The 24,826-nt window shown below is 61.2% G+C and carries 21 protein-coding genes; 7 read left to right on the plus strand and 14 right to left on the minus strand.

Annotated features, from left to right (window positions below):
- Positions 1–9: 9 nt before the first annotated feature.
- The 6 genes from glgA to K9857_RS13645 all read right to left on the minus strand — a co-directional run bounded on the left by glgA (position 10) and on the right by K9857_RS13645 (position 5,143).
- Positions 10–1,596 carry a glycogen synthase GlgA gene (gene glgA / locus K9857_RS13620; protein ID WP_224536526.1) on the minus strand — a complete coding sequence of 529 codons (1,587 nt, stop codon included), beginning with the start codon at positions 1,594–1,596 and terminating at the stop codon, positions 10–12.
- 332 nt (positions 1,597–1,928) lie between these two features.
- Positions 1,929–2,162: a hypothetical protein gene (locus tag K9857_RS13625; protein ID WP_224536528.1), complete on the minus strand. Its 234-nt coding sequence runs from the start codon at positions 2,160–2,162 to the stop codon at positions 1,929–1,931.
- A 24-nt stretch (positions 2,163–2,186) separates the two neighbouring features.
- Complete coding sequence (locus tag K9857_RS13630) at positions 2,187–3,140, minus strand: D-2-hydroxyacid dehydrogenase family protein (protein ID WP_224536530.1); 954 nt, start codon at positions 3,138–3,140, stop codon at positions 2,187–2,189.
- Between the two features lie 13 nt (positions 3,141–3,153).
- A complete protein-coding gene (locus tag K9857_RS13635; protein WP_224536532.1) occupies positions 3,154–4,179 on the minus strand; it encodes an alpha/beta fold hydrolase in 1,026 nt (341 codons plus the stop codon).
- Positions 4,180–4,262: 83 nt separating this feature from the next.
- Complete coding sequence (locus tag K9857_RS13640; RefSeq protein WP_224536565.1) at positions 4,263–4,697, minus strand: YqaA family protein; 435 nt, start codon at positions 4,695–4,697, stop codon at positions 4,263–4,265.
- On the minus strand, positions 4,697–5,143 hold the full coding sequence (locus K9857_RS13645) for a DUF411 domain-containing protein (protein WP_224536534.1): 447 nt from the start codon (positions 5,141–5,143) through the stop codon (positions 4,697–4,699). Before K9857_RS13645 ends, K9857_RS13640 begins: the two co-directional genes overlap by 1 nt.
- A 274-nt stretch (positions 5,144–5,417) precedes the next feature.
- Between K9857_RS13645 and K9857_RS13650 the strand changes: the two genes are divergently transcribed.
- Complete coding sequence (locus K9857_RS13650) at positions 5,418–5,606, plus strand: hypothetical protein (RefSeq protein ID WP_224536536.1); 189 nt, start codon at positions 5,418–5,420, stop codon at positions 5,604–5,606.
- A 175-nt stretch (positions 5,607–5,781) separates the two neighbouring features.
- On the opposite strand, the gene K9857_RS13655 is transcribed toward K9857_RS13650, so the two are convergent.
- Positions 5,782–6,153, minus strand: coding sequence for a fe2+ zn2+ uptake regulation protein (locus K9857_RS13655; protein ID WP_224536538.1), 372 nt, complete (start codon positions 6,151–6,153; stop codon positions 5,782–5,784).
- A 246-nt stretch (positions 6,154–6,399) separates the two neighbouring features.
- On the opposite strand from K9857_RS13655, the gene K9857_RS13660 reads away from it, so the two are divergent.
- A complete protein-coding gene (locus K9857_RS13660) occupies positions 6,400–8,727 on the plus strand; it encodes an acylase (RefSeq protein ID WP_224536540.1) in 2,328 nt (775 codons plus the stop codon).
- Between the two features lie 309 nt (positions 8,728–9,036).
- On the opposite strand, the gene K9857_RS13665 is transcribed toward K9857_RS13660, so the two are convergent.
- Positions 9,037–10,056, minus strand: a complete 1,020-nt coding sequence (locus K9857_RS13665) for a FecR family protein (protein ID WP_224536542.1) — start codon at positions 10,054–10,056, stop codon at positions 9,037–9,039.
- A gap of 286 nt (positions 10,057–10,342) precedes the next feature.
- Positions 10,343–15,130 (minus strand): dermonecrotic toxin domain-containing protein, encoded by a 4,788-nt coding sequence (locus tag K9857_RS13670; protein WP_224536544.1) that lies wholly within the window; start codon positions 15,128–15,130, stop codon positions 10,343–10,345.
- A 218-nt stretch (positions 15,131–15,348) separates the two neighbouring features.
- Here K9857_RS13670 and K9857_RS13675 point away from each other — a divergent pair, with 218 nt between their 5' ends.
- Positions 15,349–16,389: an Ldh family oxidoreductase gene (locus tag K9857_RS13675; protein WP_224536546.1), complete on the plus strand. Its 1,041-nt coding sequence runs from the start codon at positions 15,349–15,351 to the stop codon at positions 16,387–16,389.
- Between the two features lie 146 nt (positions 16,390–16,535).
- Here the strand turns inward: K9857_RS13675 and K9857_RS13680 are convergent, their stop codons facing one another.
- Complete coding sequence (locus K9857_RS13680) at positions 16,536–16,853, minus strand: YqjD family protein (RefSeq protein WP_224536547.1); 318 nt, start codon at positions 16,851–16,853, stop codon at positions 16,536–16,538.
- Between the two features lie 162 nt (positions 16,854–17,015).
- On the opposite strand from K9857_RS13680, the gene K9857_RS13685 reads away from it, so the two are divergent.
- Positions 17,016–17,270 (plus strand): hypothetical protein, encoded by a 255-nt coding sequence (locus tag K9857_RS13685; RefSeq protein ID WP_224536549.1) that lies wholly within the window; start codon positions 17,016–17,018, stop codon positions 17,268–17,270.
- 3 nt (positions 17,271–17,273) lie between these two features.
- Here the strand turns inward: K9857_RS13685 and K9857_RS13690 are convergent, their stop codons facing one another.
- A complete protein-coding gene (locus K9857_RS13690; protein ID WP_224536552.1) occupies positions 17,274–18,182 on the minus strand; it encodes a LysR family transcriptional regulator in 909 nt (302 codons plus the stop codon).
- A gap of 84 nt (positions 18,183–18,266) precedes the next feature.
- Here K9857_RS13690 and K9857_RS13695 point away from each other — a divergent pair, with 84 nt between their 5' ends.
- Positions 18,267–19,190: a carbon-nitrogen hydrolase family protein gene (locus K9857_RS13695; protein WP_224536554.1), complete on the plus strand. Its 924-nt coding sequence runs from the start codon at positions 18,267–18,269 to the stop codon at positions 19,188–19,190.
- Between the two features lie 171 nt (positions 19,191–19,361).
- On the opposite strand, the gene K9857_RS13700 is transcribed toward K9857_RS13695, so the two are convergent.
- The 3 genes from K9857_RS13700 to K9857_RS13710 all read right to left on the minus strand — a co-directional run bounded on the left by K9857_RS13700 (position 19,362) and on the right by K9857_RS13710 (position 22,619).
- The gene (locus K9857_RS13700; RefSeq protein WP_224536556.1) at positions 19,362–19,835 is read right to left on the minus strand and encodes an LEA type 2 family protein; all 474 of its coding nucleotides are present in this window, start codon (positions 19,833–19,835) and stop codon (positions 19,362–19,364) included.
- A 60-nt stretch (positions 19,836–19,895) separates the two neighbouring features.
- Positions 19,896–21,362: a nucleobase:cation symporter-2 family protein gene (locus tag K9857_RS13705; protein WP_224536559.1), complete on the minus strand. Its 1,467-nt coding sequence runs from the start codon at positions 21,360–21,362 to the stop codon at positions 19,896–19,898.
- 363 nt (positions 21,363–21,725) lie between these two features.
- A complete protein-coding gene (locus tag K9857_RS13710) occupies positions 21,726–22,619 on the minus strand; it encodes a LysR family transcriptional regulator (RefSeq protein ID WP_224536560.1) in 894 nt (297 codons plus the stop codon).
- Between the two features lie 100 nt (positions 22,620–22,719).
- Here K9857_RS13710 and K9857_RS13715 point away from each other — a divergent pair, with 100 nt between their 5' ends.
- Both K9857_RS13715 and speB read left to right on the plus strand, forming a co-directional pair.
- A complete protein-coding gene (locus tag K9857_RS13715; protein ID WP_224536562.1) occupies positions 22,720–23,814 on the plus strand; it encodes a polyamine ABC transporter substrate-binding protein in 1,095 nt (364 codons plus the stop codon).
- Between the two features lie 28 nt (positions 23,815–23,842).
- Positions 23,843–24,802, plus strand: coding sequence for an agmatinase (gene speB, locus K9857_RS13720; protein ID WP_224536563.1), 960 nt, complete (start codon positions 23,843–23,845; stop codon positions 24,800–24,802).
- The last annotated feature ends 24 nt before the right edge of the window (positions 24,803–24,826 follow it).

The raw sequence follows: 24,826 nt of genomic DNA on the forward strand, positions 1-24,826 counted from the left end.
GCCTCTTTTTTACTGTTTGTGCGATTTCCCCAGTGCCCGGGCGACGAGCTTTTCGTAGAGATCGGCGTAGGGCTCGACGGCCTGGCACCAGTTGAAAGGTTGCGTCATGGCTTTGCAGCGCATGGCGTTGAGCAGTTCCGGGAAGGCGAACACCTTGAACGCGCGGCTCAGGGCCTCTTCGTAGCTTTCGACGGTGGATTCATCGAACAGAAAGCCGGTGACACCGTTTTCGATGGTGTCTGCCAGACCACCGGTATTGCGCGCCACGGGCAGAGAACCGAAACGCTGGGCGTACATCTGGCTCAGACCGCAGGGTTCATAACGCGACGGCATCAGCAGGAAGTCGCTGCCGGCGAACATGCGACGGGCGTCGGTCTCGTTGAAGCCGATGCGCACGCCGATCTCGCCAGGGAAGCGCAGCGCCAGTTCGCGCATGGCCTGTTCTTCTTCAGGCTCGCCACGACCGATGATCGCGATCTGGCCGCCGTTTTTGACGATGAATTCGGAGACGGCTTCGGTCAGGTCCAGGCCTTTCTGATAGACCAGACGCGAAACCACGGCGAACAACGGGCCTTCGCTGGGGTTCAGACCGAACAGCTTGCGTACGTGGTCGGCGTTGACGGTCTTGCCTTCCCAGTCGCCGATGGCGAAGGGGCGGAACAGGTGAGCGTCGGTGGCCGAGTCCCAGCTCTCGTCGATGCCATTGGGGATGCCACTGAGCTGGCCTTGCTGGGTCTTGGAGGCGAGAAAACCGTCCAGACCGCAACCGAAGGCCGGGGTAGTGATCTCCTGGGCGTAGGTGGCGCTGACGGTGGTGATGTGGCTCGAGTAGGCCATGCCAGCCTTGAGGAACGACATCTTGCCGTAGAACTCCATGCCTTCCTGCTGCAGTGCGTGCTGCGGGATGCCCAGTTCCGGGCACGAGCCCAGGCTGGTCACGCCCTGGTAGGCCAGGTTATGGATGGTGAACAGGGTCGGCGTGCGCTGCCCGCGCCAGTGCATATAGGCAGGGGCGAGACCGGCGGGCCAGTCATGGGCGTGCACCAGGTCCGGGCACCAGTGGATTTGCGCCAGGTTAGCGGCGATGTCGGCGGCGGCCAGGCCCAGGCGGGCGAAACGGATGTGGTTGTCCGGCCAGTCGCGACCGTTGTTGGCGCCGTAAGGCGAGCCTTCGCGCTCGTAGAGTTCGGGGCAGATCAACACGTAGATCACCAGGCCATCGGGCATGTCCATGCGTCCGATCTTGCAGGGTGGCAGTGCGGCATGTCCGCCCAGTTCGCCGATGATATGAATCGGGTTTTCACTGTGCATCACCTGCGGATAACCGGGGATCAATACACGCACATCGTGAAGATGGGTCATGGCCCGGGGCAGGGCGGCAGACACGTCACCCAGGCCGCCGGTTTTCACCAGGTCGGCAATTTCCGAGGTGACGAACAACACTTTCTTCCGGTTGGGATTTGCACTGACCGCTGGTGTCAGCGTCCGGGTGACGGGAACGCTGATCGACTGTGCAGTGGGAGCAATCACGACGCTCGATTCGCCGACGTGCGGGTGAGCACGTTCTCCCTGTATATCCAATGCCGCACTGATCATATGAATCTCCCGTGTCGTTGATCTAATTCTTAGCTCTGGCAAACACTAGTTCTTGTAAACAGGGCCCTGAATCCACGTCCTGTGGTCGGGCACAAAAGCGCCCCGCATCGGTGAGCAAACACTGCCCATGCGCTGAAGCAGAATGGGTGGATAAGCCATTGCAAGGATTGCACCAGTCGCAACGCACCGTCTTTTCACTCGACCAGCCGTTCACGGCAAAAGTTTCGAATATTTTTCCGCTTTGTGACCGACCGGTTCTGGCTTGCGAAACTCAGCCTAGACCAGAACTTAGAGCGGTAAAGCGCGAATGGCAAAATTGTTCGACAATCGGTTTAAAGAGGTACGGACGTGCCGGAAAGTGGTGCGGACGCGCCGACGAAGTGCAGGTTTTTTTGGGAAATTGGCAGGAAATGAAGCACAAATGTCACATCGGTGTGCGTGGGCGAACACTTGGCCTGCACCATTGCGGTGCATGACTTTGTGGGAGCGAGCCTGCTCGCGATGAACGTCAGGACTCCGCGGGCATTCAGGCAGCCAGCGTTATCGTTGACCACCATCGCGAGCATGCTCGCTCCTACAGTAGGGCGGTCTCAGTTCAGTGGTCGGATCGGCGCACCGGCTGCCCAGGCCTGTATGTCTTCGATCATCTGCGAGAAGAACAGCTGATAGTTCTGCTGACTGACATACCCGACATGCGGTAAGGCCAAGACGTTTTCCAGGGTGCGGAACGGGTGGTTGGTGGGTAGCGGTTCAACTTCGAACACATCCAGTGCAGCGCCGGCAAGGTGGCGTTTTTGCAGGGCTTTGATCAGGGCGGATTCGTCGACGATCGGGCCGCGTGCGGTGTTGACCAGCAGGGCGGTGGGTTTCATCCAGCTCAGGGCTTCGGCGTCTACCAGGCCGCGGGAGCGGTCGCTGAGGACCAGGTGCACGGACAGGATATCGGCCTGTTCGAACAATTCCTGCTTGCTGACATAGGTCACACCCGCTTGTGCGGCGCGTTCGGCAGTAAGGTTTTCGCTCCAGGCGATCACGCGCATGCCGAACACCTGGCCGAACTGCGCGACACGCTGGCCGATGCTGCCAAGGCCCAGCACCGCCAGGGTCTTGCCGTGCAGATCGCCGCCCAGGCCTTGCTGCCACTTGCCGGCACGCAACGAATTGGCTTCGTTCACCAGATTGCGGGTCGCCGCCATGATCAGCGCCCAGGTCAGTTCCGGGGCGGCGTGTTTGTAGCTGTCGCTGCCGCACACCTGAATGCCCAGCGCCTTTGCTGCTTCCAGGTCGAGGGCGAAGTTGCGCATGCCCCCGGTCACCAGCAGCTTGAGCTTGGGCAGGCTCTTGAGCAGTTCCGCGTCGAAGCGGGTGCGCTCGCGCATCACGCAAATCACTTCGAATTCACCCAGACGTTTTGCCAGCGTTGCGTTGTCGGCAGGGTAGTCGTGGATGAAACTCACCTCACCGATCGGTTCGAGCACCGACCAGTCGACCACATCGCGGGCCACGTCCTGCCAATCGTCAATCACTGCAATCTGCACCGCCATCAGCCTTACCTCTTCAACGCACGGGATTGGTTTTGTTCAGCCAGCCAAGCAACGCCTTGTGAAACTCTGCCGGTTCTTCCATCTGTGGCGCGTGGCCCATGCCGGGGAATTCCACGAGGGTCGATTGGGGAATCAGTTTTGCCACCTGTTTGCCGAGCTGGTCGTAATGACCGAGTTTGACCTTGACCTCGGGGGACGCGATATCACTGCCGATGGCGGTGGTATCGGACGTCCCGATCAGAAGCAGCGTGGGCATCTTCAGGTTCTGGAATTCGTAGTAAACCGGCTGGGTGAAGATCATGTCGTAGATCAGGGCCGAATTCCACGCGACTTGCGTATGCCCCGGGCCTTTGTTCAGGCCGGCGAGCATGTCGACCCAGCGATCGAACTCAGGCTTCCAGCGCCCGACGTAATAGGTGTTGCGTTCATAGGTGCGGATGCCGTCGGCGTTGAGCTTCAGCTCACGCTCGTACCACTGATCCACCGTGCGATAAGGCACGCCGAGGGCTTTCCAGTCTTCCAGGCCGATGGGATTGACCATCGCCAGCTGTTCGACCTGCTCGGGATATTGCAGCGCATAGCGGGTGGCGAGCATGCCGCCGGTGGAATGGCCTAGCAGCGTGGCCTTCTGGATGCCCAGGGCCTTGAGCAATTGCTGGGTGTTGCTGGCCAGTTGCTGGAAGCTGTACTGATAGTGTGCAGGCTTGCTGGAGGTGCAGAAACCGATCTGGTCCGGCGCGATGACCCGGTAACCGGCGTCGCTCAAGGCCTTGATCGAGGTCTCCCAGGTGGCGCCGCAGAAATTCTTGCCGTGCATCAGCACCACGCTGCGGCCATTGGCCTTGCCGTGGGCGGCGACATCCATATAGCCCATTTGCAGGGACTGGCCCTGGGACTCGAAGGCGAAATGCTTGACGGTGTAGGGGTATTCGAAACCTTGCAGCTCGGGACCGTAGGCAGGGCCTTCGGCGTGAGCGATGGCGGGCAGGGCGGCGGTCAGCAGCAGGCCGGGCAGCCAGCGGGTGAGGGGCATGGGCATGGATGAACTCCGGTTGAAATCCGCCGATGCTGTATCGGCACGATTAGGGCGACATTAAAGAGGCAATCGCCACAGCGGTTGGTTCAACCCATCCAGCCCAGGGTGGCCAGTGCCAATACGCCATACCGGGCGCCCTTGGCCAGGGTCACGATCAATAGGAATCGCCCCAGCGGTTCGCGCATTACGCCTGCGACCAGGGTCAGCGGATCGCCGATCACCGGCACCCAGCTGAGCAGCAGCGACCAGTGGCCGTAGCGTTGATAGTGAACCCGGGCCTTTTCCAGATGAGCCGGGCTGACCGGAAACCAGCACCGATCACGAAAGCGCTCGATGGCTCGCCCCAGCCACCAGTTCACCAGCGAACCGAGGACATTGCCCAGGGTCGCTACCGCCAGCAGCGACCACAGCCAGTATTTGTCGCTCAGCAGCAGACCGACCAATACCGCTTCGGATTGCAGTGGCAACAGTGTCGCGGCACCGAAAGCCGCGACGAAAAGACCGAAGTAGGCGCCGAAAATCAATGGGCGGGGTAGTCCGCCACGACTACATCCGTGCCGTCTTTCTTCAGACCGATCACCTGATAGGCATCGCTCATGCCGTCCATTTCCATGCCCGGCGAGCCCATGGGCATGCCGGGAGCGGCGACACCCAGCAAGTCATCGCGTTTGCTCAAGGCCACTACCTGATCGGCCGGTACATGGCCTTCGACGAATTTGCCGTTGATCAAACCGGTGTGACACGACGCCAGGCGCGGTGGCACGCCGTGCTGCTGCTTGAATTCGCTCATGTTGGTTTCGACATGGTCTTCGACCTTGAAACCGTTGGCTTCCAGGTGGCTGATCCATTTCTTGCAGCAGCCGCAGTTGGCATCGCGGTGGACTTCGATGGGAATCAGGTCGGCGGCCTGGGCTAGGGAGGAGATGAACAGGGCGCTCAAGGCAGCCAGACGCAGAGAGGTTCGCATGTCGGCAGGTGTCTCGGATGGCGGGCGAAAAATAACGCATTCTGACCGGTTTTCCCGGACAGGCATTCAAGGTTTGTTTCGAGATACTACAAAGCAGAACAGTCTCATGATGGTAGATCAAGGCTGTCAGGCAGATGAGGGGGACATTACAAATTTGTCAGCTTGGCCGCTGATGCCCTGGGATAAAGCCAAAAATCGTTATCGGCTGTAACATGCAGCGTTACTCGGCAGCGAGCCGGTTCTCGCCGCTTCGATTTATCTTCAGGAAATATCCATGACTCAGTCGCAACGTTTGAAGTATTCGATTCTGATCGCCGTGGCAGTGTTGGCGACCATGTTCGGTTTGACGTATTTGCAGAACACCGGTGTCATCAATGAAAAGCAGTTCCAGTACATCGCCATTGGTGTGGCGGTGGTCGTGGTGGTGATCAATGGCGTGATGCGGCGCAAGGTGAAGCCCTGAGCACGAGGGATCCCACTTGCCACCTGTGGGAATGCGATCATTTGTGGGAGCGAGCCTGCTCGCGATGGAGGTCAATGAGTACGCGGGCTGTCTGAATGCCAGCGGTGTCCGGGCTTCCATCGCGAGCAGGCTCTCTCCCACAGAGAGAACATGTCGTCTGTGGGAGTGTGGTTGATCAGTGATCCTGCAACACCGCCGCAGCCCGTGGATCAAGGCTGTAGCTCTTGTCGGCGTTGAGTACGATCACGCCCTCGCTGTTCAGGCGTTTCAACACTTCTCTCACGCTCAGGAACGACAGCGGAATATCCAGTTCCAGCAAATGCGTGTGCACGCCACGAACTCCCAGGCTACGGTCGCTTTCGGCGGCCGTCAGCAGGGCATCGATGACTTTGAGGCGAATCAGACTGGTTCGCAGGCCAAAACTCTTGAGCAGAAAACGGATCCGCTCGTTGCCTTGGCGCTCGGCACGCGGCTCAAAGACACCGACCCCGATGGAAGACTTCTTTGGTGCGTTTCCACCATCCGTTGGCAGTTGCGAGTTGTACATGGAAAAACTCCTTTTCAGAGCCTGATCAGGAAAATGGGCGCTCTTACAAGACAAGACGTATGAGCGACCCCAATCATGAAGACTTAAATGTAGAAATTTCGTCATCATGGTTTTACCCGTCCTGAAGGCGCCGCCAAATGGCGGTTCTGCCGCCTAAATTTTTTGCGTTTGCTTCGTCCTTGAATGGATGTGCCGTGCGTATCGACACGCAGAACGGTCATCATCGTTTTTCGATCAGGAGCGAGTGTGATTATTTCCAGCCAGTTAACCAGGTTGAGCCTGGCAGGCATGTTTCTGGGGCTGAGTCTTGCGGCGAATGCCCGCAGCCAGCCGGAGCAGGCGAGTGCCGATATCCGTCGGACCAGTTTTGGCGTGCCGCATATTCGGGCTGAAAACGAACGGGGGCTCGGGTTTGGAATCGGCTATGCCTACGCTCAGGATAACCTCTGTTTGCTGGCCAACGAGATCGCCACGGTGAACGGTCAACGCTCGCGCTATTTCGGCCCGGATCAGTTGACGGTCGAGGAACGCGAGAATCTGGTCAGTGACCTGTTTTTCACCTGGCTGAACACCCCGCAGGCGGTTGAAGGCTTCTGGCGGGCGCAAACCCCGCAGGTGCGCGAACTGATCGAAGGATACGTGGCCGGCTACAACCTTTCGCTGGCCGAGCGTCGCGGCCAGGGTCTGCCACAGCAATGCCAGGGCGAGTGGGCGCGGGACATCACTCCCCAGGATCTGGTGAAACTGACCCGTCGCCTGCTGGTGGAAGGTGGTGTCGGGCAATTCGCCGAAGCCCTGGCGGGCGCCACGCCGCCGGCCGCTGTCGCCGGCAATGACGGCAAACAGACGGCCTTCCAGCTGGCCGACACACGCATGCAGCGTTTCGCCCTCGACCGCGGCAGCAATGCGGTGGCGGTGGGCAGTGAGCGTTCGTTCAACGGTCGCGGCATGTTGCTGGCCAATCCGCATTTCCCGTGGGTTGGCGGCATGCGTTTCTACCAGATGCACCTGACCATTCCCGGCAAGCTGGACGTGATGGGCGCCGCCTTGCCAGGTCTGCCGATGATCAACATCGGTTTCAACCAGCACCTGGCCTGGACCCACACCGTGGACTCGTCCAAGCACTTCACCCTGTACCGCCTGCAGCTGGACCCCAAGGATTCGGCGCGCTACCTGCTCGACGGCAAATCCCTGCCTCTGCAGAAACAGACGCTGAGCGTTGACGTGAAGCAGGCAGATGGTTCGATCAAGTCCATTTCCCATGTGGTCTACAGCTCGCAGTTCGGACCGATCGTGCAGTGGCCGGGCAAGCTGGACTGGGACAAGCAGTTCGCCTACAGCCTGCGCGACGCCAATCTGGACAACGACCGCGTCCTTGCGCAGTGGTACGCCATGAACCAGGCCGACAGCCTCCAGGCATTCCAGGATTCGGTGCACAAAATCCAGGGCATTCCGTGGGTCAACACCCTGGCGGCGGACGACAAGGGGCAAACCCTGTACATGAACCTGTCGGTGGTGCCGAATGTCAGCGCCGAGAAGCTGGCGCAATGCAGCGATCCGCGCATCGGCCTGCAGATGATCGTGCTCGACGGCTCCAACAGCGCCTGTGCCTGGGACATCGACCCGCAGGCGGCGCAGAAGGGCATTTATGCCTCGGACAAGTTGCCGCAACTGCTGCGCAAGGATTTCGTGCAGCACTCCAACGATTCGGCGTGGATGGCCAACCCGGCGCAACCTTTGACCGGTTACTCGCCGCTGATCAGCCAGGACAGCCAGCCGCTGGGCCTGCGTTCGCGCTTTGCCCTGAACAGCCTGGCTTCGGTCGGCACGCTGGGTGTGGCGGATCTGCAGCGGATGGTGCTGGGCGATGAGGTGTACCAGGCCGGACAGGTGATGCCGGACCTGCTGCAATTCTGCGCGGGTGATCTGGGCGCCGATGCGCAAACCCTGGCGCCGCTGTGCGCCAGCCTCAAAACCTGGGATCGCAGGGCTAATCTGGAAAGCGGCCTGGGCTTCGTGCATTTCCAGAATGTGATGGAGGGGCTGGAGCAGGCGGAGGATGTCTGGCGAGTGGCCTTCGATCCGCAGGATCCGCAACACACCCCGCGCGGGTTGGCGGTGGATAAGCCGGCCGTGGCACAGGCGTTGCGCCAGGCGATGCTGGCTTCGGTCGAGCAGGTCAAAGCAGCGGGTCTCAAGCCGGACAGCCGTTGGGGCGATATACAGGTGGTCAGTCGCGGCGACCGGGAAACGCCGATCCACGGCGGGCCGGGAGCCTTGGGGGTGTACAACGCCATCCAGAGCGTGCCTCGCACCGACGGCAAGCGCGAAGTGGTCAGCGGCACCAGCTATCTGCAAATCGTCACCTTCGACGACAAGGGGCCTCAGGCCAAAGGGGTGTTGGCGTTTTCGCTGTCCAGTGATCCGGCGTCGAAATACGCCAATGACCAGACCCTGGCGTTTTCGAAGAAGCAGTTGAGCGTGCTGCCGTTTACCGAACAGCAGATCATGGCGGACCCGAATTACCAGGTGCAGACCATTCGTGAGCAGGATGGGAAGGTGGCGAAACAATAAATTCCAGCACTGACTGCGGTCCCTGTGGGAGCGGGCTTGTTCTCGCGAAGAGGTCGGTACATTCAACATCGGTGTTGACTGTGCCGACGCCTTCGCGGGCAAGCCACGCTCCCACAGGGTTTTGTGTGTTTCACAGATTTTTTGATCGACAGAGAAACCTGTGGGAGCCGGGCTTGCCCGCGAAGAGGCCGGCACATTCGACATGGATGCTGACTGGTCTGACGCCTTCGCGGGCAAGCCACGCTCCCACAAGGTTTTGTGGCAGCCGCGGGGCTCAGGGTTACCAATCACCGTCCAGGGGTGTAGGCCTCAGCTTTTGGGCGTGCGCTGCGGAATGGAGTTGATGACCGGGTTGCCTTCCTTGTTGCGCGTCAGGTACACCGGCAGCACTTTGGGCAACGTGGCCACCAGGCTGTTGAGTTCCTTGATGTTGTAGATGCCGCCGATGCGGATGGCGCCGGTGCTGTTGTCGGCCACCATCAATGGCGTTTCCAGATAGCGGTTGATCAGCGGCAGGGCTTCGTTCAGCGCCAGGTTATCCAGCACCAGCTTGCCACTGCGCCAGGCCAGCGAGCTGTCGTTGTCGTAGGTCTGGCTGATCCGTGGAATGTAGTCGCCATGGCGATAGCTGGCCTGCATCGACGGGCCGAGGCGCAAGCCGTCTCCCGGCAGATCGTCGTTGCTGCTGACCAGCACCGAGCCCTCGATCAGGTTGACCTTGACCTGGTCTTCATACATCCAGACGTTGAATTTGGTCCCGGTAACCCGGATCCGGCCTTCGGCTGCCTTGACGATGAACGGGTGGCGGGTGTCGTGACTGACGCTGAAGAACGCTTCGCCCTTGTTCAGGGTGACCTGACGATGATCCTTGTAATTGCTCCAGGTCAGCTCGCTGCCCAGGTTCAACTCGACCTGGCTGCCGTCCTTCAAGGTGACCTGACGCACATTGTCGGTGGCGGCGAAGTGCTCATACGAATCAGGCAGCCAACCCAGATTCCAGCCACTGAAAGCGGCCAGCGGCAGGGCGATGGCACACACTGCGGCGGCCATGCCGTAGGTTTGCCAGGCTGTACGAGGCCGGGCTTTGGAAATCGGCACTTGAACCATAGGCACGACCACCGGTTCCGGCCGCGGCAAATCCCCGGCGACTTCCCAGATTTCCAGCATGGCTTCGTATTCGAACGCGTGCAGCGGATCGGCATCGAGCCACTGCTCGAACGCCAGGCGCTCCTGCGGCGTGCAGTCATCGGCGTGCAGACGCATGCACCAGTGCGCAGCGGCATCGGTGATGGCGTCGTATTCGGCTTGGGAGAGAGAGTGGTCGGTCATTGACTCATCCTGATTTCGGCCATTCTAACCGTGAGGACCGCTGGCGAGAACATCGGTCATGGCATTTTCCCATCAAATGTACCGATATTTTGTTGAATCCTGCCGTAATCCCTGTGGGAGCGAGGCTTGCGTAAATACCAGCCGAACACATACCTGTGGTGAGGGGGCTTGCCCCCGTTGGACTGCGCAGCAGTCCCATCTTTTGGTGTTGCTTCGCAACACAACGGGGCGGTGCGACGTTTCGACAAGCCCCCTCGCCACAATGCTCTCATCGCCTGTTACATCTCTATAGCGTGGAAGCGGCGGGGTCCAGCTGGCGGCCCATCTGGCAGATCAGGTGTGCGACCGAGTCGGCGTTGCGCAGGATGACGGCGATGCGCGCGTCCGGATTGACCGGGTTGCGGAATGCGCTTCGTGCCTCCTCCATAGTCTTTCCGCCGGTTATTTTCAGGATTTCCTTGCCCACGTGCTCAATGCCCTCGATCGCATCCAGGCTGATCCAGGCTTTGAGTTGGCTGTTCCAGCGCGCGAACAGCTGTTCTCTAGGTGTCGCCTGGGACAAGGCATTGCGCTGGAAGCTCTCCTGGGTGCTCTTCATCTGCGCGCCGAGGCTGGTTTGCTCGGCGATCAAATCGCTGAATGGCCGTCTCGCTTCCAGATAGGACATGTCCAGGGTTTTCGCAAAGATATGCGAAAACTCGTGGATGAGAATGGCGGCCTGGGCATGCCCGTCGATGTCGAAGGGTTCAGTGAGAAACCCTTCATAAATTTCCAATTGGGGCTTGAAGAAGGCGTCGGAGAAATGCACTTGTTTGCGCTCATCATCATCGATCACAAACGCGCTGGTCCTGTCGCCCGCTTCGCGCATGGAGCCGACGACGAAACGCTCGCTGTTCAGCAACTCTTCGTTGGGGTCCACCAAGGCCTTGCAGAGCGGGATGACGGCCTTGCCGATTTTGTCCAGCAGGCTGATATCGACCTTGGGTACGTCAAAGAACACCCTGAGCAAGCCGTCCAGTCGCGTTCCTTGTTGCAGGCTCCGGGCCTGGGCCAGATTGTGCAGGCTATTGAGGGCATAAAAACGCGCCAGATCGATGGCCTGAATGATCGTGCGGGCCTTTTCCGGGTAATTGAAGCGGATGCTCATCATGCCCTGGGCTTCGATGTTGAAGGTGCGGCGCACGGTTCGGTCCGCCACGTATTCGTTGAGCATTTTCGACAAGGCCTTGCCGTCGTGCACCGTGTGGCGGTCCGGGGCCAGCACCCATTGTCCGCCGGGTGACTTCAGAAGCGCCGGGCCTTTTTTTGCCGCGTGACTGATTTGCAGGACGGCACCCGGCTTGGCGACCTCATAGACCTTTCCGGCGACGGCGGCATATCGCAGCTTCGTGGCAGGGTCGAGCCAAGTGCCTTCGGTGGTGTCCTTGTGCAAGTCCTTCAAGGCCAGAGTCGAGGCCTCGAAAGGTTGCAGCAGCGTACGTATCGGCGCCGTCGATTCGATCCGCGGCCATTGCGGGTCGCGCAGTGGAGTCTTGACCGGCGTAGCGGCTGGCGCAGGCGGGGTATCGGAAACCTCCTCCGGTGACAACTCACCCAGGCTCACCATCTGCGCCGCACCGTCGATGAAACGCTTGATGGCGCGGGTCCAGCGTTGACCCTGCAAGGCTTCGGCCGAGTCGCTGAAGTCATCGAAGGCTTGCCACAGGAACCGTATGTAGCCGAGTTTGCCGGGCAACAGGCCGGAGGCGCGCTTGATGCCGGAACTGAACAGTTGCCTGACCGCCTCCCAGTCCGATTGCCCTGTGGTCTGGGACTGGCTGGCGAGCATCCGAGTCAGCAGGTGGGTGTTGTCCTTGAACAGTTGCGTGAGCAGATGACCGTCAATCGGTGTTGACGCGAGGGTGATTTCGCTGGTCTCTCCGAGACTCGACTTGAGCAGGTTCTGAAAGGACACCTGCTCACTGTCAGGCAATCGGCGAATCAGCAGGTCCTGCAAGGAGCCCGGTGTATTGAGCGCTGCGACCAGATCATCTTCGCTGTCGAATTCGGTGAACAACGAGCCCGGGGAGTAGGGCGCATAGAGGATGCACGGCCCCTGTTTGGCCGTATCAGGGTTGATGACGTACAGCCCGCGACTCTGCACGGCCTTGGCGCCGGCGGTCTTGATCAGTTCCAGGGGCCTGACGATGGCGCGAGCGCCTGTCACCGCAGCCCGGGCGGTGGCGTCAGGCATGTCCAGCACTTGCAGGATCAGATCGAACGCGCTGGAAGACAGCTGACGTTGCAGCTTCAGGGCGTGGGCATGTTGCAGCAGTTGCCAGGGCAGCTGTTTGACGAAGCGCAATTGTCGCGGCGCCGAGTCATTACCGGACAAGGCGTCCGTGACCTTTTTTGCGTAATCGCCATGGATATTCAGCGACAGCAACAGTTGAGTGACGGCAGCCTGATTCAGGCCTTCCGGCAGTTTTTGCGGGGCCTTGGCCGTGACCCGAAAGCCAGTGCCCTGGGCGACGTTTACGTGATTCAGGGCGAAGTGAGTCAGGGTTTGCGCAGGCCCCGCCAGTGCCAGCCGGGGCGTGATCTCGATCAAATCGGGGTCAACGGAGGTTTTGGGGAAGCGTGTCGCCAGCAAGGTTTTCAAGGTCTGTCGAACGTAGTCTTCCAGTGGCTGCACGCCATGCAGGTAATCCTGGTCGTCGCTGACGTTGTTGCGGTATTGCTGCAGCAGTTCGACGTGCAGTTTCTGCTCATCGACCGGAGCCAGCCCCAGCCACGCGGGCATCGATTGTTGCTGGCTGATGGCCTGGGCGATCCAGGTGGCTCGACTGGCGTTGGTATCGATGCCGGTCTGCGCCAATGCGCGCAGGGCGTGGTACTCCTTGGCATTGGGCAATTTCATGGAGCGGATCTGCTCGCTACGCGCCAGAAACAGCTCGATGGCCGACTGGGCGATGTGCTGCAGGACGCTGCCCTGAATCAGCTGCAGCGAATCGAGCGAATAGCGGCGATGGAATTTGCGCTGGGCAGGGCGCAGATTTTCCAGCAGGGCCAGACGTTTCTGAGGATCGAGCAGGCGCTGATTCAGCTGTTGTCGCGCACTGGCGACGGTTTTGAAAACTTCCAGTCCGGTCCCCGGCGTCCACAGGATCGCCCGCCCGGAATGCTCCGCGTCGAGCCCGCCACGTTCGGTCAGCAGCACGCAGTTGGCCAGCTCCATCGGCTCTTTCTCACCGGAGCACGCAAGGACCAGCGAAAAAGCATCGGGATAGAAACCGCGAATGGCAGGGCGACTTTTGCGGTCCGGCCGGTCCGGGTCGAAAACCGTGTCAACGATGTGCCAATCGGCGTTGCGCAGGCTACCGCTGAGCTCGCGCAACGCCGCTTCCCCGCGCAAGGCAACGGCAAAGGCCTGGGCCAGCTGCGACCTTGCGGACTCCAGGTACTGGCGTTGCAGCGCCAGATTACCCAGCGGTTGCGCGGAAATCTCGCCACGCACCGGCAGATCGACGGCGAGAAAGGTTTTCACGTAACCGTCCGCCGTATCCCGCAAGACCAGCGATGGCTGCGCGCCGGACGCAAGGGGACGGGTACTCCAGCGCCCCTGGCTGTCGAGTGCCAGCAGCTGTTCGCCGATCATGGAGCGAATATCCAGCGCCTTGTCGAAATACGCCTGGATATTCACCTCGCCGTCGCTGTTGCGGAACACCTGGAACGCATATTCGAGGTTTTGCAGCTGTTTGCCGATGATCGTTTCGAACAGCGTGGTGAACACCGAGCCATTGAGCACCGCCCCCGAGACTTGCGCCTGATCGAAACCGATGAACAGGCTGCGCTCTTCCAGGCTCATCAGGTCATAGAGTTCATCGTCGTGGCCAGCTTCCGTGGTTTTTCTTCGCAGGGTGGCCTTGAGGTCCGCGTAGTCCTTGAGCACCTGCAAGCCTTTGGCAGGGGTGTACAGAAAGGCGTTGGAACTGTCCTGGCTGATCATCAGGGAACCGGCGAGTTCGACGGCATTGGGCTGGTATTCCCAGAGACGTACGGTTTCCAGGGTCAGTGAAGAGGCAGTGGCGGGCTCGATCAGGCGTTGCAACGCATGCCACTGTTGCGCCGTGATGACGCTGTTTTCGCGTTGGAGCAACAGATCGGCGCGGGCCTTTTCCACGATTGCCCGTGCAAAAAATGACCGTCTTGTTGCGCCGTCGACGCTCCCCTCGTTCCAGAAACGCTGGATCTGCGCGGAAAACTGGCCGTTCAGGCTGACGGTGGCGCGTTGGATCGCGGTATCCCAGCGTTGTTGATCGGCGGCCTGTGGGGATCGTTGCGGATGGGTGAATTCAATGTGCTCGCCGGCGGGCCAGCGTTGATGACGGTAGTACCACAGCAGCGTTTCGCTCAGGGACATGGAACGGGCCAAGTGACGCGATGCGGGGGTATCGGGCTCGGACTCGATGTAGAAACTGACCTGCGTCCGGCGCTGATCCATTTGCGGGAAGTCCGCCTTGAGCAAGCCTTCAAGCAGCGAGTCGAGCAGTGCGTTCAGTGATGGCAATTGACGCAGCTCATCGATCATCGCCTGATCGTTCTGACGTTGATTGCCTTGAATCACGGCCCGCTGGTCTTCGAAGATGTCGCCGTCGATGGTCTGGAACGTCAGCCTGATATCGCTGGCCGCCGCCAGGATTTTACGCGCGGATATCGACATGAAGGCCAACAGGTCATGGTCTTCGCCGGCGCTGTCCAATTGTTTTTGGAGGTGGTCGGACAGGGCGGTGCGGTTGGCGAACTTCTTGATGCCGGCATGGGGGGTGTAAAGAATCTCGCCCTTGTCGTCGGGCGTGGCGCTCAGCACGAAACAGCCGGCCAGCGGCACGGACAGGCTGCCGGCACTGACCTGAATGCGCTCGGCGTGCATCGGCGGGGTTTGTTCGCTGCGTTTTTTGTGGCTGGACTGCTTCAGGTGGCTGAGCCATTGCAATTGCTTGTGTGTCAGCCCGTGGGTTTTGCCCAGTTCGGTCCAGCGATCGGAGGAATTCAGGGCCTCGGGGAAAAACAGTGGAGCGGGGGATGTAGTCATTGGTCAGTCTCGCGCGGGCGCTGTGTACAGCGCCGGTGGATGGGGCGTCGAGACTAGGAGCGAGTGCGCGCATGCAGGCGTTAGATAGATAACGCACGGACGCTGGTTGCGAGGGGTTGACAGGTGGCTCGCCGCGCGTCGTTAATCGGCGCTCTACGTACGCTGTAGCGCTTTCCAAAAAATAATGAGCCCAAAAAATAATTAGTCTGGAGCTTCAGATGTCTGCGCCACTCCATCCTGAATCTGCTGTTGTCTCGCAAAGCCTGTCACTGGCCCAGTTGACGGCATTGCTTGAGAAGATATTCCTGCGTCACGGCACCTCTGCGGACGTCGCCAGGGTGCTGGCACACAACTGCGCCGGTGCCGAGCGTGACGGTGCGCACAGCCACGGGGTGTTCCGGATTCCCGGGTATGTGTCGACGCTGCAGAGCGGCTGGGTGAACGGCAAGGCTGTGCCGGTAGTCGAGGACGTTGCGTCGGGTTTTGTCCGGGTCGATGCCGGCAACGGCTTTGCCCAGCCTGCATTGGCGGCGGCCCGTGACCTGCTGGTGGAAAAGGCACGCAGCGCCGGCATCGCGGTGCTGGCCATCCGCAACTCCCACCATTTCGCCGCGCTGTGGCCGGATGTCGAACCGTTCGCCTATGAAGGGCTGGTGGCCCTGAGCGTGGTCAACAGCATGACCTGCGTGGTGCCCCATGGCGCCGACCGGCCGCTGTTCGGCACCAACCCCATCGCCTTCGCCGCGCCTCGCGCCGATGGTGACCCCATTGTGTTCGACCTGGCCACCAGCGCCATTGCCCACGGCGACGTGCAGATTGCCGCGCGCAAGGGTGAGCGTCTGCCGGCGGGAATGGGCGTGGACGCCCTCGGCCAGCCGACCCAGGACCCGAAAGCGATTCTCGAAGGCGGCGCGCTGTTGCCGTTCGGCGGGCACAAGGGCTCGGCGCTATCGATGATGGTGGAGTTGCTGGCGGCGGCATTGACCGGCGGGAATTTCTCGTTCGAGTTCGACTGGAAGAATCACCCGGGTGCGAAGACGCCCTGGACTGGTCAGTTGCTGATTGTCATCGACCCGAGCAAGGCGGCCGGGCAGAGCTTCGCCGAGCGCAGCCAGGAACTGGTGCGGCAGATGCATGGGGTGGGTTTGAAGCGGTTGCCGGGGGATCGCCGGCATCACCAGCGGGCGAAGTCGCAGGTCAGCGGGATTGTGCTGGATGGGCAGACGTTGGCGATTTTGCGGGAGTTGGCTGAGAACTAAGGCGTTACACCGTACCTGTAGGAGCTAGCTTGCTCGCGATGAACCTGAGATCGCCGCGGGGTGTCAGGCATCCCGCGTTATCGTTGACCACCATCGCGAGCAAGCTAGCTCCTACAGGAGGGTTGCGGTGTTTGAAAGGGGGGGGATTAACGTCTTCCCAGCAACAACCCCACCACCAACCCGAACCCGGCCGATATGGCCACGGTCTGCCACGGATGCCCGCCGATGTAGCTTTCGGTGGCTTGCACCGCCGGCAGTGTGCGGTCACGCGCGCTGGTCACCGAGTCTTTTGCCTGCTGCAACTTCTGGGCGATCTGCCCGCGTAGGGTCTCTGCTTCCTCTCCTACCAGTGAAGCGCTGCTCTTGAGCAGTTTTTCCGACTCTTCGATCAGAGCCTGAAGCTCGCTGAAGGCCTGGTCCTTGATTTGATCTTCGGCGGCTTGCATGGCGGTTTTGCGGGCCATTGAAGTACTCCTTGCAGGTTAGTGACAGTGAACAATGGAGTGCGCGGTGCTTGAAAAAGTTGCAGCGATTTTGCGCGCTGGCGTCCTGCGTGGAGAAAATCCCGGCAGGAGGAATCGTCCTACAGTGTAAGATGTCGGCTATTTACCCAGCAGGAAATTTCCATGAGCTTCAATCTGGCCGCAAAAACCCTCGCCGAGCGCGCGGAGATCGAGGACGAGAAGTCCCGTCTGTTCGAACTCTGGCAATCCAACCTGGGCAAAGCCAAGGGCGAGGCCGCGCGGTTGTTCGGTGAGCGTGCCAAGCGCAAGGGCAAGTGGGCCGAGTGGGTTCGCGCCGAACTGGACGGCATGTCGCCGCCCGAGTTCTCGAACATGGTGCGCAGTGAAGTCAATCGCCTGATGGCGGCCAGCAAGTAAGCCTCACGAAAAACTCGCAATAATCGCTTCGCGTACCTTGGCCAGCACCGGATCGAGTTGGGTGCTGGTGCGCCAGCCCAGTTCGATCGGGTAGCGCGGCAATGCCAGCGGACAGGGCAGCAGCGTCAGATCGCAAAGCGCAGCAATACTTTGCGCCGCGTGTGCGGGAATGGTCGCCACCGCCTGACTGCCCTTGAGCAGGTGCGGCAATGCCGCAAAATGCGTGGTCGAGGCGCAGACCCGACGACTCAGGCCCAGCGCCGCCAACCCCTCATCGGTAATCCCGATAAAGCCCCCCGACGACACCAGGATGTGTTCCCGGGCGACGAATTCCGCGAGTTCGATGCTGTTCTGCCCCGGCGCCAGGCTGCGCGGGTCCACCAGGCACGCATAACCCCCTTCACCCAGGACCTGACGGCTGAGCAAGCGTTCGGCAAATCCGCCGGCGGCAATCGCCAGGTCAATGCTGCGCTCCATCAGGGCATCGCCGACGATCTGGCTGTGAGTCTGGCGAAAGATCAGGCGCAGCTTCGGTGCTACCCGGGCGACTTCCTCGATCAGGCGCCGGCCGTAGGCAATCTCGAAATCATCCGACATGCCCAGGGTCACGGAGCGGCCCTCGTAATGGCTGGCATCCGGGTCGACCATGGCCAGGCTCTGGCGGCATTTGTTCAGCGCATCGCTGACCACGGGCTTGAGCTGATTGGCCTTGAGGGTCGGCGCTAACCCGCGACCGGTGCGCACGAACAGCTGGTCGCCATACACCTCCCGCAACCGGCGCAACGCCGCGCTGACCGCCGACTGCGTGACGCCCAGACGCAGAGCAGCACGGCTGGCACTGGACTCCTCGTGCAGGGCTTCGAAGACTTTGAGCAGGTTGAGGTCGATGTCGGCGATATTCATTTGGTTCATATCATTCAGCAGTGAACAGGGCTTTATTCATGATCGGCTGGCGCTGGAGAATGAGCAACACCTGATGCCAATGGAGTTACCGAGATGGCCAAGTCAATCGTTGCCGCACTGCAAATCGGCGCCTTGCCCGGCGGCAAGGCCGAAACCCTGGAACAGATCCTGTCCTACGAAAACGCAATCATCGAATCCCGCGCTGCCCTGGTAGTGATGCCCGAGGCGCTGCTGGGTGGCTATCCAAAAGGCGAGGGGTTTGGCACGCAACTGGGTTATCGCCTGCCGGAAGGGCGCGAGGCGTTTGCCCGCTATTTCGCCAATGCCATCGACGTGCCCGGCGCGGAAACAGATGCGCTGGCGGGGCTGTCGGCGCGCACCGGAGCGAATCTGGTGATTGGCGTCATCGAGCGGGCGGGCAGCACCTTGCACTGCACCGCGCTGTATTTCGATCCCGTGGCGGGACTGGTGGGCAAGCACCGCAAACTGATGCCCACCGGTACGGAGCGGCTGATCTGGGGCAAGGGCGATGGCTCGACGCTGCCGGTGATCGACAGCCAGGTCGGGCGCATCGGCGCGGTGATCTGCTGGGAAAACATGATGCCGTTGCTGCGCACCGCGATGTACGCCAAGGGCGTGGAAGTGTGGTGCGCGCCAACGGTGGACGAGCGTGAGATGTGGCAGGTCAGCATGCGCCACATCGCCCATGAGGGGCGCTGTTTTGTGGTCAGCGCCTGTCAGGTCCAGGATTCGCCGCGGGATCTGGGGCTGGAAGTGGCCAACTGGCCGGCGGATCGGCCGTTGATTGCCGGGGGCAGTGTGATCGTGGGGCCGATGGGCGATGTCCTGGCCGGGCCGTTGCGGGGAGAGCGCGGGTTGATCAGTGCCGAGATCGACACGGATGAGCTGGTGCGTGCGCGCTATGACTACGACGTGGTCGGGCACTATGCGCGGCCGGATGTGTTCGAACTGACGGTGGATGAGCGGGCCAAACCGGGTGTGAAATTCACCGCATAACCCAGCATTTTTATCGCGAGCAGGCTCGCTCCCACATGTACCTGTTCACTGAAGATCCATTGTGGGAGCGAGCCTGCTCGCGATGGACGTCCGGGCACCGCGGGGAATCAGGGTTCCCGCGTTATCGTTGATCTCCATCGCGAGCGTGCTCGCTCCTACAGGGTTCTCGTTTCAGCGGTTCCCGGTCATCGGGCCGGGGATGCTGACCTGGCCGCTGTCGACGAAGCGCCGCGTGCCGAACAGGCCGCCCGCCAGTTTTCCGCGCAGCACGTAAGGCATGTTGTGGAACGTCTGCATCTGGCTCAGGCCATAGGTCTGGCGCAGCACCGAGAACGCCGACACACTCACCGGCACAGTCAACACCGCTTCGGAATAACGACCCACGGAACCGGATTCGTTGCTGACACCGGAGGCGAACGGTTGGCCGTTGATGTCCAGGTCCAGCGCCACGCCGTTGTAATTGATGTTGGTGCCGTTGGGGTTCTGCACGCGGATCTTCACGGCAAACCGTACTTCCATGTCTTGGCTTTGCATCGGCTGGATGCCGACCACGTTGATGTTCAGCGGGTCGTTGTTGGGATAGGTGGCGCAGGCGCCCAGGGCAAGCAACAGCATGGAAAGGACAATCGAGTAAAGGCTGCGCATGAACAGGCTCTCGTCAGTAAAAAGGGCTGAACCGCCAGCGGCTCAGCCCTTGAGCACTGTCTAGCGGTTCACTGTTGCGACACCGGGCGGTGTGGCGGGTTCACCCTTGGCCGGTACATCCGGATTTTCCATGACCTGCAGAATCGAGGCTTCCGGATCGAAATCGTCTTCTTCCAGTTCGATGAACTCTTCGGGCAGGAAGATATTAAGAACGATAGCGCACAGCGCGCCGACGGTGATCGGCGATTCGAAAATGTTGTGCAGCGCCTTGGGCAGTTCGCGCAACACTTCCGGCACCGCCGCCACGCCCAGGCCCATGCCGATGGAAATCGCCACGATCAGCATGTTGCGCCGATGCAGGCCGGCTTCGGCGAGGATCTTGATGCCGGCCACGGCCACGGTGCCGAACATCACCAGCTCGGCGCCGCCCAGTACCGGCTTGGGCATCAGTTGCAGCACCGCGCCGATCATCGGGAACAGGCCCAGCAGCACCAGAAGCCCGGCGATGAAAAACGCCACGTAACGGCTGGCCACGCCGGTCAGCTGGATCACCCCGTTGTTCTGGGCGAAGGTCACCATCGGCATGCTGTTGAATACCGCCGCCATGGCCGAGTTGAGGCCGTCGGCCAGCAAGCCGGACTTGATCCTGCGGATGTACAGCGGGCCTTTGACCGGCTGGCGGGAAATCATCGAGTTGGCGGTGAGGTCACCGGCCGCTTCCAATGGCGACACCAGGAAAATCACCGCCACAGGCACGAACGCCACCCAATCGAAGGAGAAACCGTACTTGAACGGTACCGGCACGCTCACCAGCGGCAACTCGGGCATGCTGGCGAAATCGACTACGCCCAGCAGCCAGGCGACGAAGTAGCCCAGGGTCAGGCCGATGACGATCGCCCCCAGGCGCAGGAAGGGCACATCGACCCGGTTCAGCACGACAATGGTCCCGAGTACCAGCGCGGCCAGGCCCAGGTGGCTGGCCGCGCCAAGGTCGGTGGCGCCGAAGCCGCCGGCGATGTCGGTCATGGCCACCTTGATCAGCGACAGGCCCATGAGAGTGATGATGGTACCGGTCACCACCGGGGTGATCAGCATCCGCAGCTTGCCGATGAATTGGCTCAGCACCACTTCGATGAAGGCGGCGAAGAAGCACACACCGAAGATGGTCGAGAGGATTTCATCGGTACCGCCGCCCCGGGCCTTGACCATGAAGCCGGCGCTGAGGATGACGCTGATGAACGAAAAGCTGGTGCCTTGCAGGCACAACAGCCCCGAGCCCACCGGCCCGAAACGCCGCGCCTGGACAAAGGTGCCCAGGCCGGACACGAACAGCGCCATGCTGATCAGGTACGGAATTTCACTTTGCAGGCCCAGGGCGCTGCCCATGATCAGGGTGGGGGTGATGATCCCGACAAAGCTGGCGAGCACGTGCTGCAGGGCAGCGAACACGGTGGCGGTCAGGTGCGGGCGATCTTCGAGACCGTAGATCAGTTCGTTGTGACGCAGGTTTTTTTCAGGGGAGGTCATGTGATTGCGTGCCGGGTGGCGGGGCCGGGGTCAGAAAATGGAGGCGCAGGATGCCAGAAAGCCTCCGTGGCCGAAACCTTACTTAAGCCTCAGTTGCACGCTGAACCTGTGGTGAGGGGGCTTGCCCTAATGCCAGTCAGGTAAGCCGCCGCAGGACATGTAGCAGCTGGCGAAGCCTGCGTTCGGCTGCGAAGCAGTCGCAAAACCTGAATGTAAGGTTTGCCTGACACACTGCAGAGCCTGGATTTACGACTGCTTCGCAGCCGGACGCAGGCTTCGCCAGCTGCTACATGGACCGTGTTTTGCCTTACCTGACTGGCAGTAGGGCAAGCCCCCTCGCCACAGGAAGGCGTTCACCGCTATTCAGGCAAACGCCGCCAGCAAATCCTCCTCGAACGCCTTCTGCGCATCCCCCGGCACCTGCGCCCGATGTCGGGCCAGATGAAACGCCACGTCAAAACTCATCCCCTCACGCCGCACACCCCGCAGTAAACCCTTGTCCACCCAGCCCCGGGCAAAGTGTTCGGGCAGGTAACCGATGTGCTTGCCGGACAGAATGAAGGCGAGGGTGCCTTCGACCTGTTCCGCCCGTGCCGAGCACAATTTGCCCTGGAACGGCTCGTCGCTGCGCAGGAAGCGATAGGGGTGATCGACCCGGTCACAGGCTTGCAGGGCCTGGTCATCCGGCGCCGGATTATCGAACAACGGATGGCCGACCGCGCAATACAGGTGCTGGGTTTCAGTGAACAGTTCGCGGTAGTCGAACGCGCTTTGCACCTGGGAGAAGTAACCGATGGCCAAGTCCAGCCGCTGTTGCAGCAGCAGGCGCTCCATTTCGCCGGGCATGGCGCTCATCAGTTCGATGCGCACCGATTCGTCGCGCTGGCGAAAGCGTCCGATCGCCTCGGCCACCCGTTGCAGTACCGATTGGTCCAGCGCTTCGGACAGCCCCAGTCGCACCTCGCCGATCAATCGTCCGGCCACACCGTTGGACTGATGCCGGAACGCCTCGATGGACTCGAACAGCCCTCGGGTGGCACTGAGCAACTGCTCGCCCTTGGGGGTGATCTTGAAGCCGCCCTTGCCACGGCTGCACAGCCGATAGCCGAGACGGGTTTCCAGTTTGGCCATCTGCTGGCTGATGCTCGACTGGCTCAAGCCGAGTTCACCCTGCGCCGCACTGAAACCGCCGCACTCCACCACGCTGACGAACAAGCGCAGCAGTTGCAGGTCCAGATCGTGAAATTGGCCGAGCATTCACATTACTCCTGAGTAATGTCAGGTTAATAAACTTGATATTTCAGCAATGTATCGGACATCGCATGCTGCAACCACTTTCTCTGGTCAGGTGGTTGTCATGGCTCCCGTGTTCAAGCTCTGTGCTCCTGCGTTACTACTCACTCTGTCCGCCATGGCTGTTGCCGAAGAACAGGTGGTCAACCTCTACAGTTGGGCCGATTACGTCGCCCCCGAAACCCTGCAACGCTTCGAGCAGGAAACCGGCATTCACGTGCGCTACGACACCTTCGACGCGCCGGAAGTGCTGGAAACCAAGCTGCTCACCGGCGGCAGCGGTTACGACGTGGTGGTGCCGTCCTCCAGCGTGCTGGCCCGCGGGCTGGCGGCTGGGGCCTTGAAAGCCATCCCCCATGAAGGCCTCAAGGGGTACGCCAACCTCGACCCGGACCTGCTGGAGAAGCTCGCGGCGGTCGATCCGGGCAATCAATATGGCGTACCTTACACTTGGGGCACCCTGGGCCTTGGGATGAACGTCGAAGCGGTGCGCAAACGCCTGCCGGATGCGCCGCTCAACAGCCTGGACCTGCTGTTCAAGCCCGAATACGCCAGCAAGCTCAAGGATTGCGGAATCGCGATCATCGACTCGCCCCAGGAAGTGATCGGCCTGGCCCTGCATTACCTGGGCAAGGATCCCTACAGCACCGACAAGAGCGACCTCGAGGCGGCCCAGGCCTTGTTGCATCAACTGCAACCCTCGGTGCTGTACGTGGCCAGCGGCCGGCAGATCAATGATCTGGCCAACGGCAGCGTCTGCCTGGCGCTGGCCTACAACGGCGACGCCAGCATGGCCGCCGACCAGGCGCGCAAGGCCAACAAGCCGTTCGAGATCGCCTATCGGATTCCCAAGGAGGGCACCCTGGTCTGGCAGGACAACCTGGCGATCCCCAAGGACGCGCCGCATCCGGAAGCCGCGCGCAAGTTCATTGAATTCATGCTGCGTCCCGAATCCGTGGCTGCGCTCACCAACACGCTGTTTTTCGCCACCGCCAACCAGGCCGCCACGCCGTTGGTGGACGAGGCGGTGCGCGACGATCCGGACATTTATCCGCCCGCCGATGTGCGTGACCGGCTGTACGCGGACCGCACCATGAATCTCAAGGACATGCGCCAGCGCACCCGCGTCTGGACCACGTTCCGCAGTCGCCAACCGTAACTGCCCACTAATAAGAAGGAGAACCGTGATGGAAGTCCCGATGCAAAACGATCAGGCCATGACCCGCGACAGCCTGTACGGAACGGCCGCAGAAAGCACCTATGCCGGCATCACCAGCTTCATGCGTCGTCGTTACAGCCGCGATCTGCGCGGTGTCGACGTGGCGGTCAGCGGCGTGCCGTTCGACACTGCCACCAGCAACCGCCCCGGCGCGCGTTTCGGGCCACGGGGCATTCGTGCCGCGTCCACCGGGATTGCCTGGGAGCGCCACTGGCCCTGGACCTTCGATCCGTTCGATCATCTGGCGGTGGTGGACTTCGGCGATTGCGACTTCGATTACGGCTCGCCGCAGTCGACTCCGGAATGCATCGAGGCCCACGCCGAACACATCCTCAATGCGGGCAGCGCGATGCTGACCTTCGGCGGCGACCACTTCATCACCTATCCGCTACTCAAGGCCCACGCCCGCAAGCATGGCCCGCTGTCGCTGATCCATTTCGACGCCCACAGCGACACCTGGCCGGACGAAGAGGGCAAGCGCATCGACCACGGCACCATGTTCTGGCATGCGGCGAAGGAAGGGCTGGTCGATCCGTCGCGCTCGGTGCAGATCGGCTTGCGCACCACCAACGACGATCATCAGGGTTTCGAGGTGCTCGATGCGCGCCAGGTGCATCGGCGCGGGGTGGACGCGATCGTCGAGGCGATCCGCGCGCGGGTCGGCGACAACCCGGTGTACCTGACCTTCGACATCGACTGCCTCGACCCGGCGTTCGCCCCGGGCACCGGAACGCCGGTGTGTGGCGGCTTGAGCACGGTGCAGGCGCTGGAGATCCTCGGCGGTTTGCGCGGCATCAATCTGGTGGGGATGGACGTGGTGGAGGTTGCGCCGGCCTATGACAACGCGGACATCACCTCATTGGCAGCGGCGACGCTGGCGATGGAGATGCTGTGTTTGTATGCCGCGAAACATAAGGTCGACCGTTAGGACCTCTTCGCGGGCAAGCCTCGC

The organism is Pseudomonas sp. REP124 (assembly GCF_020164475.1).
In the GTDB taxonomy this organism is placed as follows: domain Bacteria; phylum Pseudomonadota; class Gammaproteobacteria; order Pseudomonadales; family Pseudomonadaceae; genus Aquipseudomonas.

Excerpts from the sequence above, each read along its gene's own strand:
- K9857_RS13695 (WP_224536554.1), top strand. The coding sequence starts at position 18,267 with ATGGCCAAGTCAATCGTTGCCGCACTGCAAATCGGCGCCTTGCCCGGC.
- K9857_RS13705 (WP_224536559.1), bottom strand. The coding sequence starts at position 21,362 with ATGACCTCCCCTGAAAAAAACCTGCGTCACAACGAACTGATCTACGGT.
- K9857_RS13670 (WP_224536544.1), bottom strand. The coding sequence starts at position 15,130 with ATGACTACATCCCCCGCTCCACTGTTTTTCCCCGAGGCCCTGAATTCC.
- K9857_RS13690 (WP_224536552.1), bottom strand. The coding sequence starts at position 18,182 with ATGAACCAAATGAATATCGCCGACATCGACCTCAACCTGCTCAAAGTC.
- K9857_RS13635 (WP_224536532.1), bottom strand. The coding sequence starts at position 4,179 with ATGCCCATGCCCCTCACCCGCTGGCTGCCCGGCCTGCTGCTGACCGCC.
- K9857_RS13625 (WP_224536528.1), bottom strand. The coding sequence starts at position 2,162 with ATGCTCGCGATGGTGGTCAACGATAACGCTGGCTGCCTGAATGCCCGC.
- K9857_RS13645 (WP_224536534.1), bottom strand. The coding sequence starts at position 5,143 with ATGCGAACCTCTCTGCGTCTGGCTGCCTTGAGCGCCCTGTTCATCTCC.
- K9857_RS13675 (WP_224536546.1), top strand. The coding sequence starts at position 15,349 with ATGTCTGCGCCACTCCATCCTGAATCTGCTGTTGTCTCGCAAAGCCTG.
- glgA (WP_224536526.1), bottom strand. The coding sequence starts at position 1,596 with ATGATCAGTGCGGCATTGGATATACAGGGAGAACGTGCTCACCCGCAC.
- K9857_RS13650 (WP_224536536.1), top strand. The coding sequence starts at position 5,418 with ATGACTCAGTCGCAACGTTTGAAGTATTCGATTCTGATCGCCGTGGCA.
- speB (WP_224536563.1), top strand. The coding sequence starts at position 23,843 with ATGGAAGTCCCGATGCAAAACGATCAGGCCATGACCCGCGACAGCCTG.
- K9857_RS13710 (WP_224536560.1), bottom strand. The coding sequence starts at position 22,619 with ATGCTCGGCCAATTTCACGATCTGGACCTGCAACTGCTGCGCTTGTTC.
- K9857_RS13630 (WP_224536530.1), bottom strand. The coding sequence starts at position 3,140 with ATGGCGGTGCAGATTGCAGTGATTGACGATTGGCAGGACGTGGCCCGC.
- K9857_RS13680 (WP_224536547.1), bottom strand. The coding sequence starts at position 16,853 with ATGGCCCGCAAAACCGCCATGCAAGCCGCCGAAGATCAAATCAAGGAC.
- K9857_RS13655 (WP_224536538.1), bottom strand. The coding sequence starts at position 6,153 with ATGTACAACTCGCAACTGCCAACGGATGGTGGAAACGCACCAAAGAAG.
- K9857_RS13665 (WP_224536542.1), bottom strand. The coding sequence starts at position 10,056 with ATGACCGACCACTCTCTCTCCCAAGCCGAATACGACGCCATCACCGAT.
- K9857_RS13715 (WP_224536562.1), top strand. The coding sequence starts at position 22,720 with ATGGCTCCCGTGTTCAAGCTCTGTGCTCCTGCGTTACTACTCACTCTG.
- K9857_RS13700 (WP_224536556.1), bottom strand. The coding sequence starts at position 19,835 with ATGCGCAGCCTTTACTCGATTGTCCTTTCCATGCTGTTGCTTGCCCTG.
- K9857_RS13685 (WP_224536549.1), top strand. The coding sequence starts at position 17,016 with ATGAGCTTCAATCTGGCCGCAAAAACCCTCGCCGAGCGCGCGGAGATC.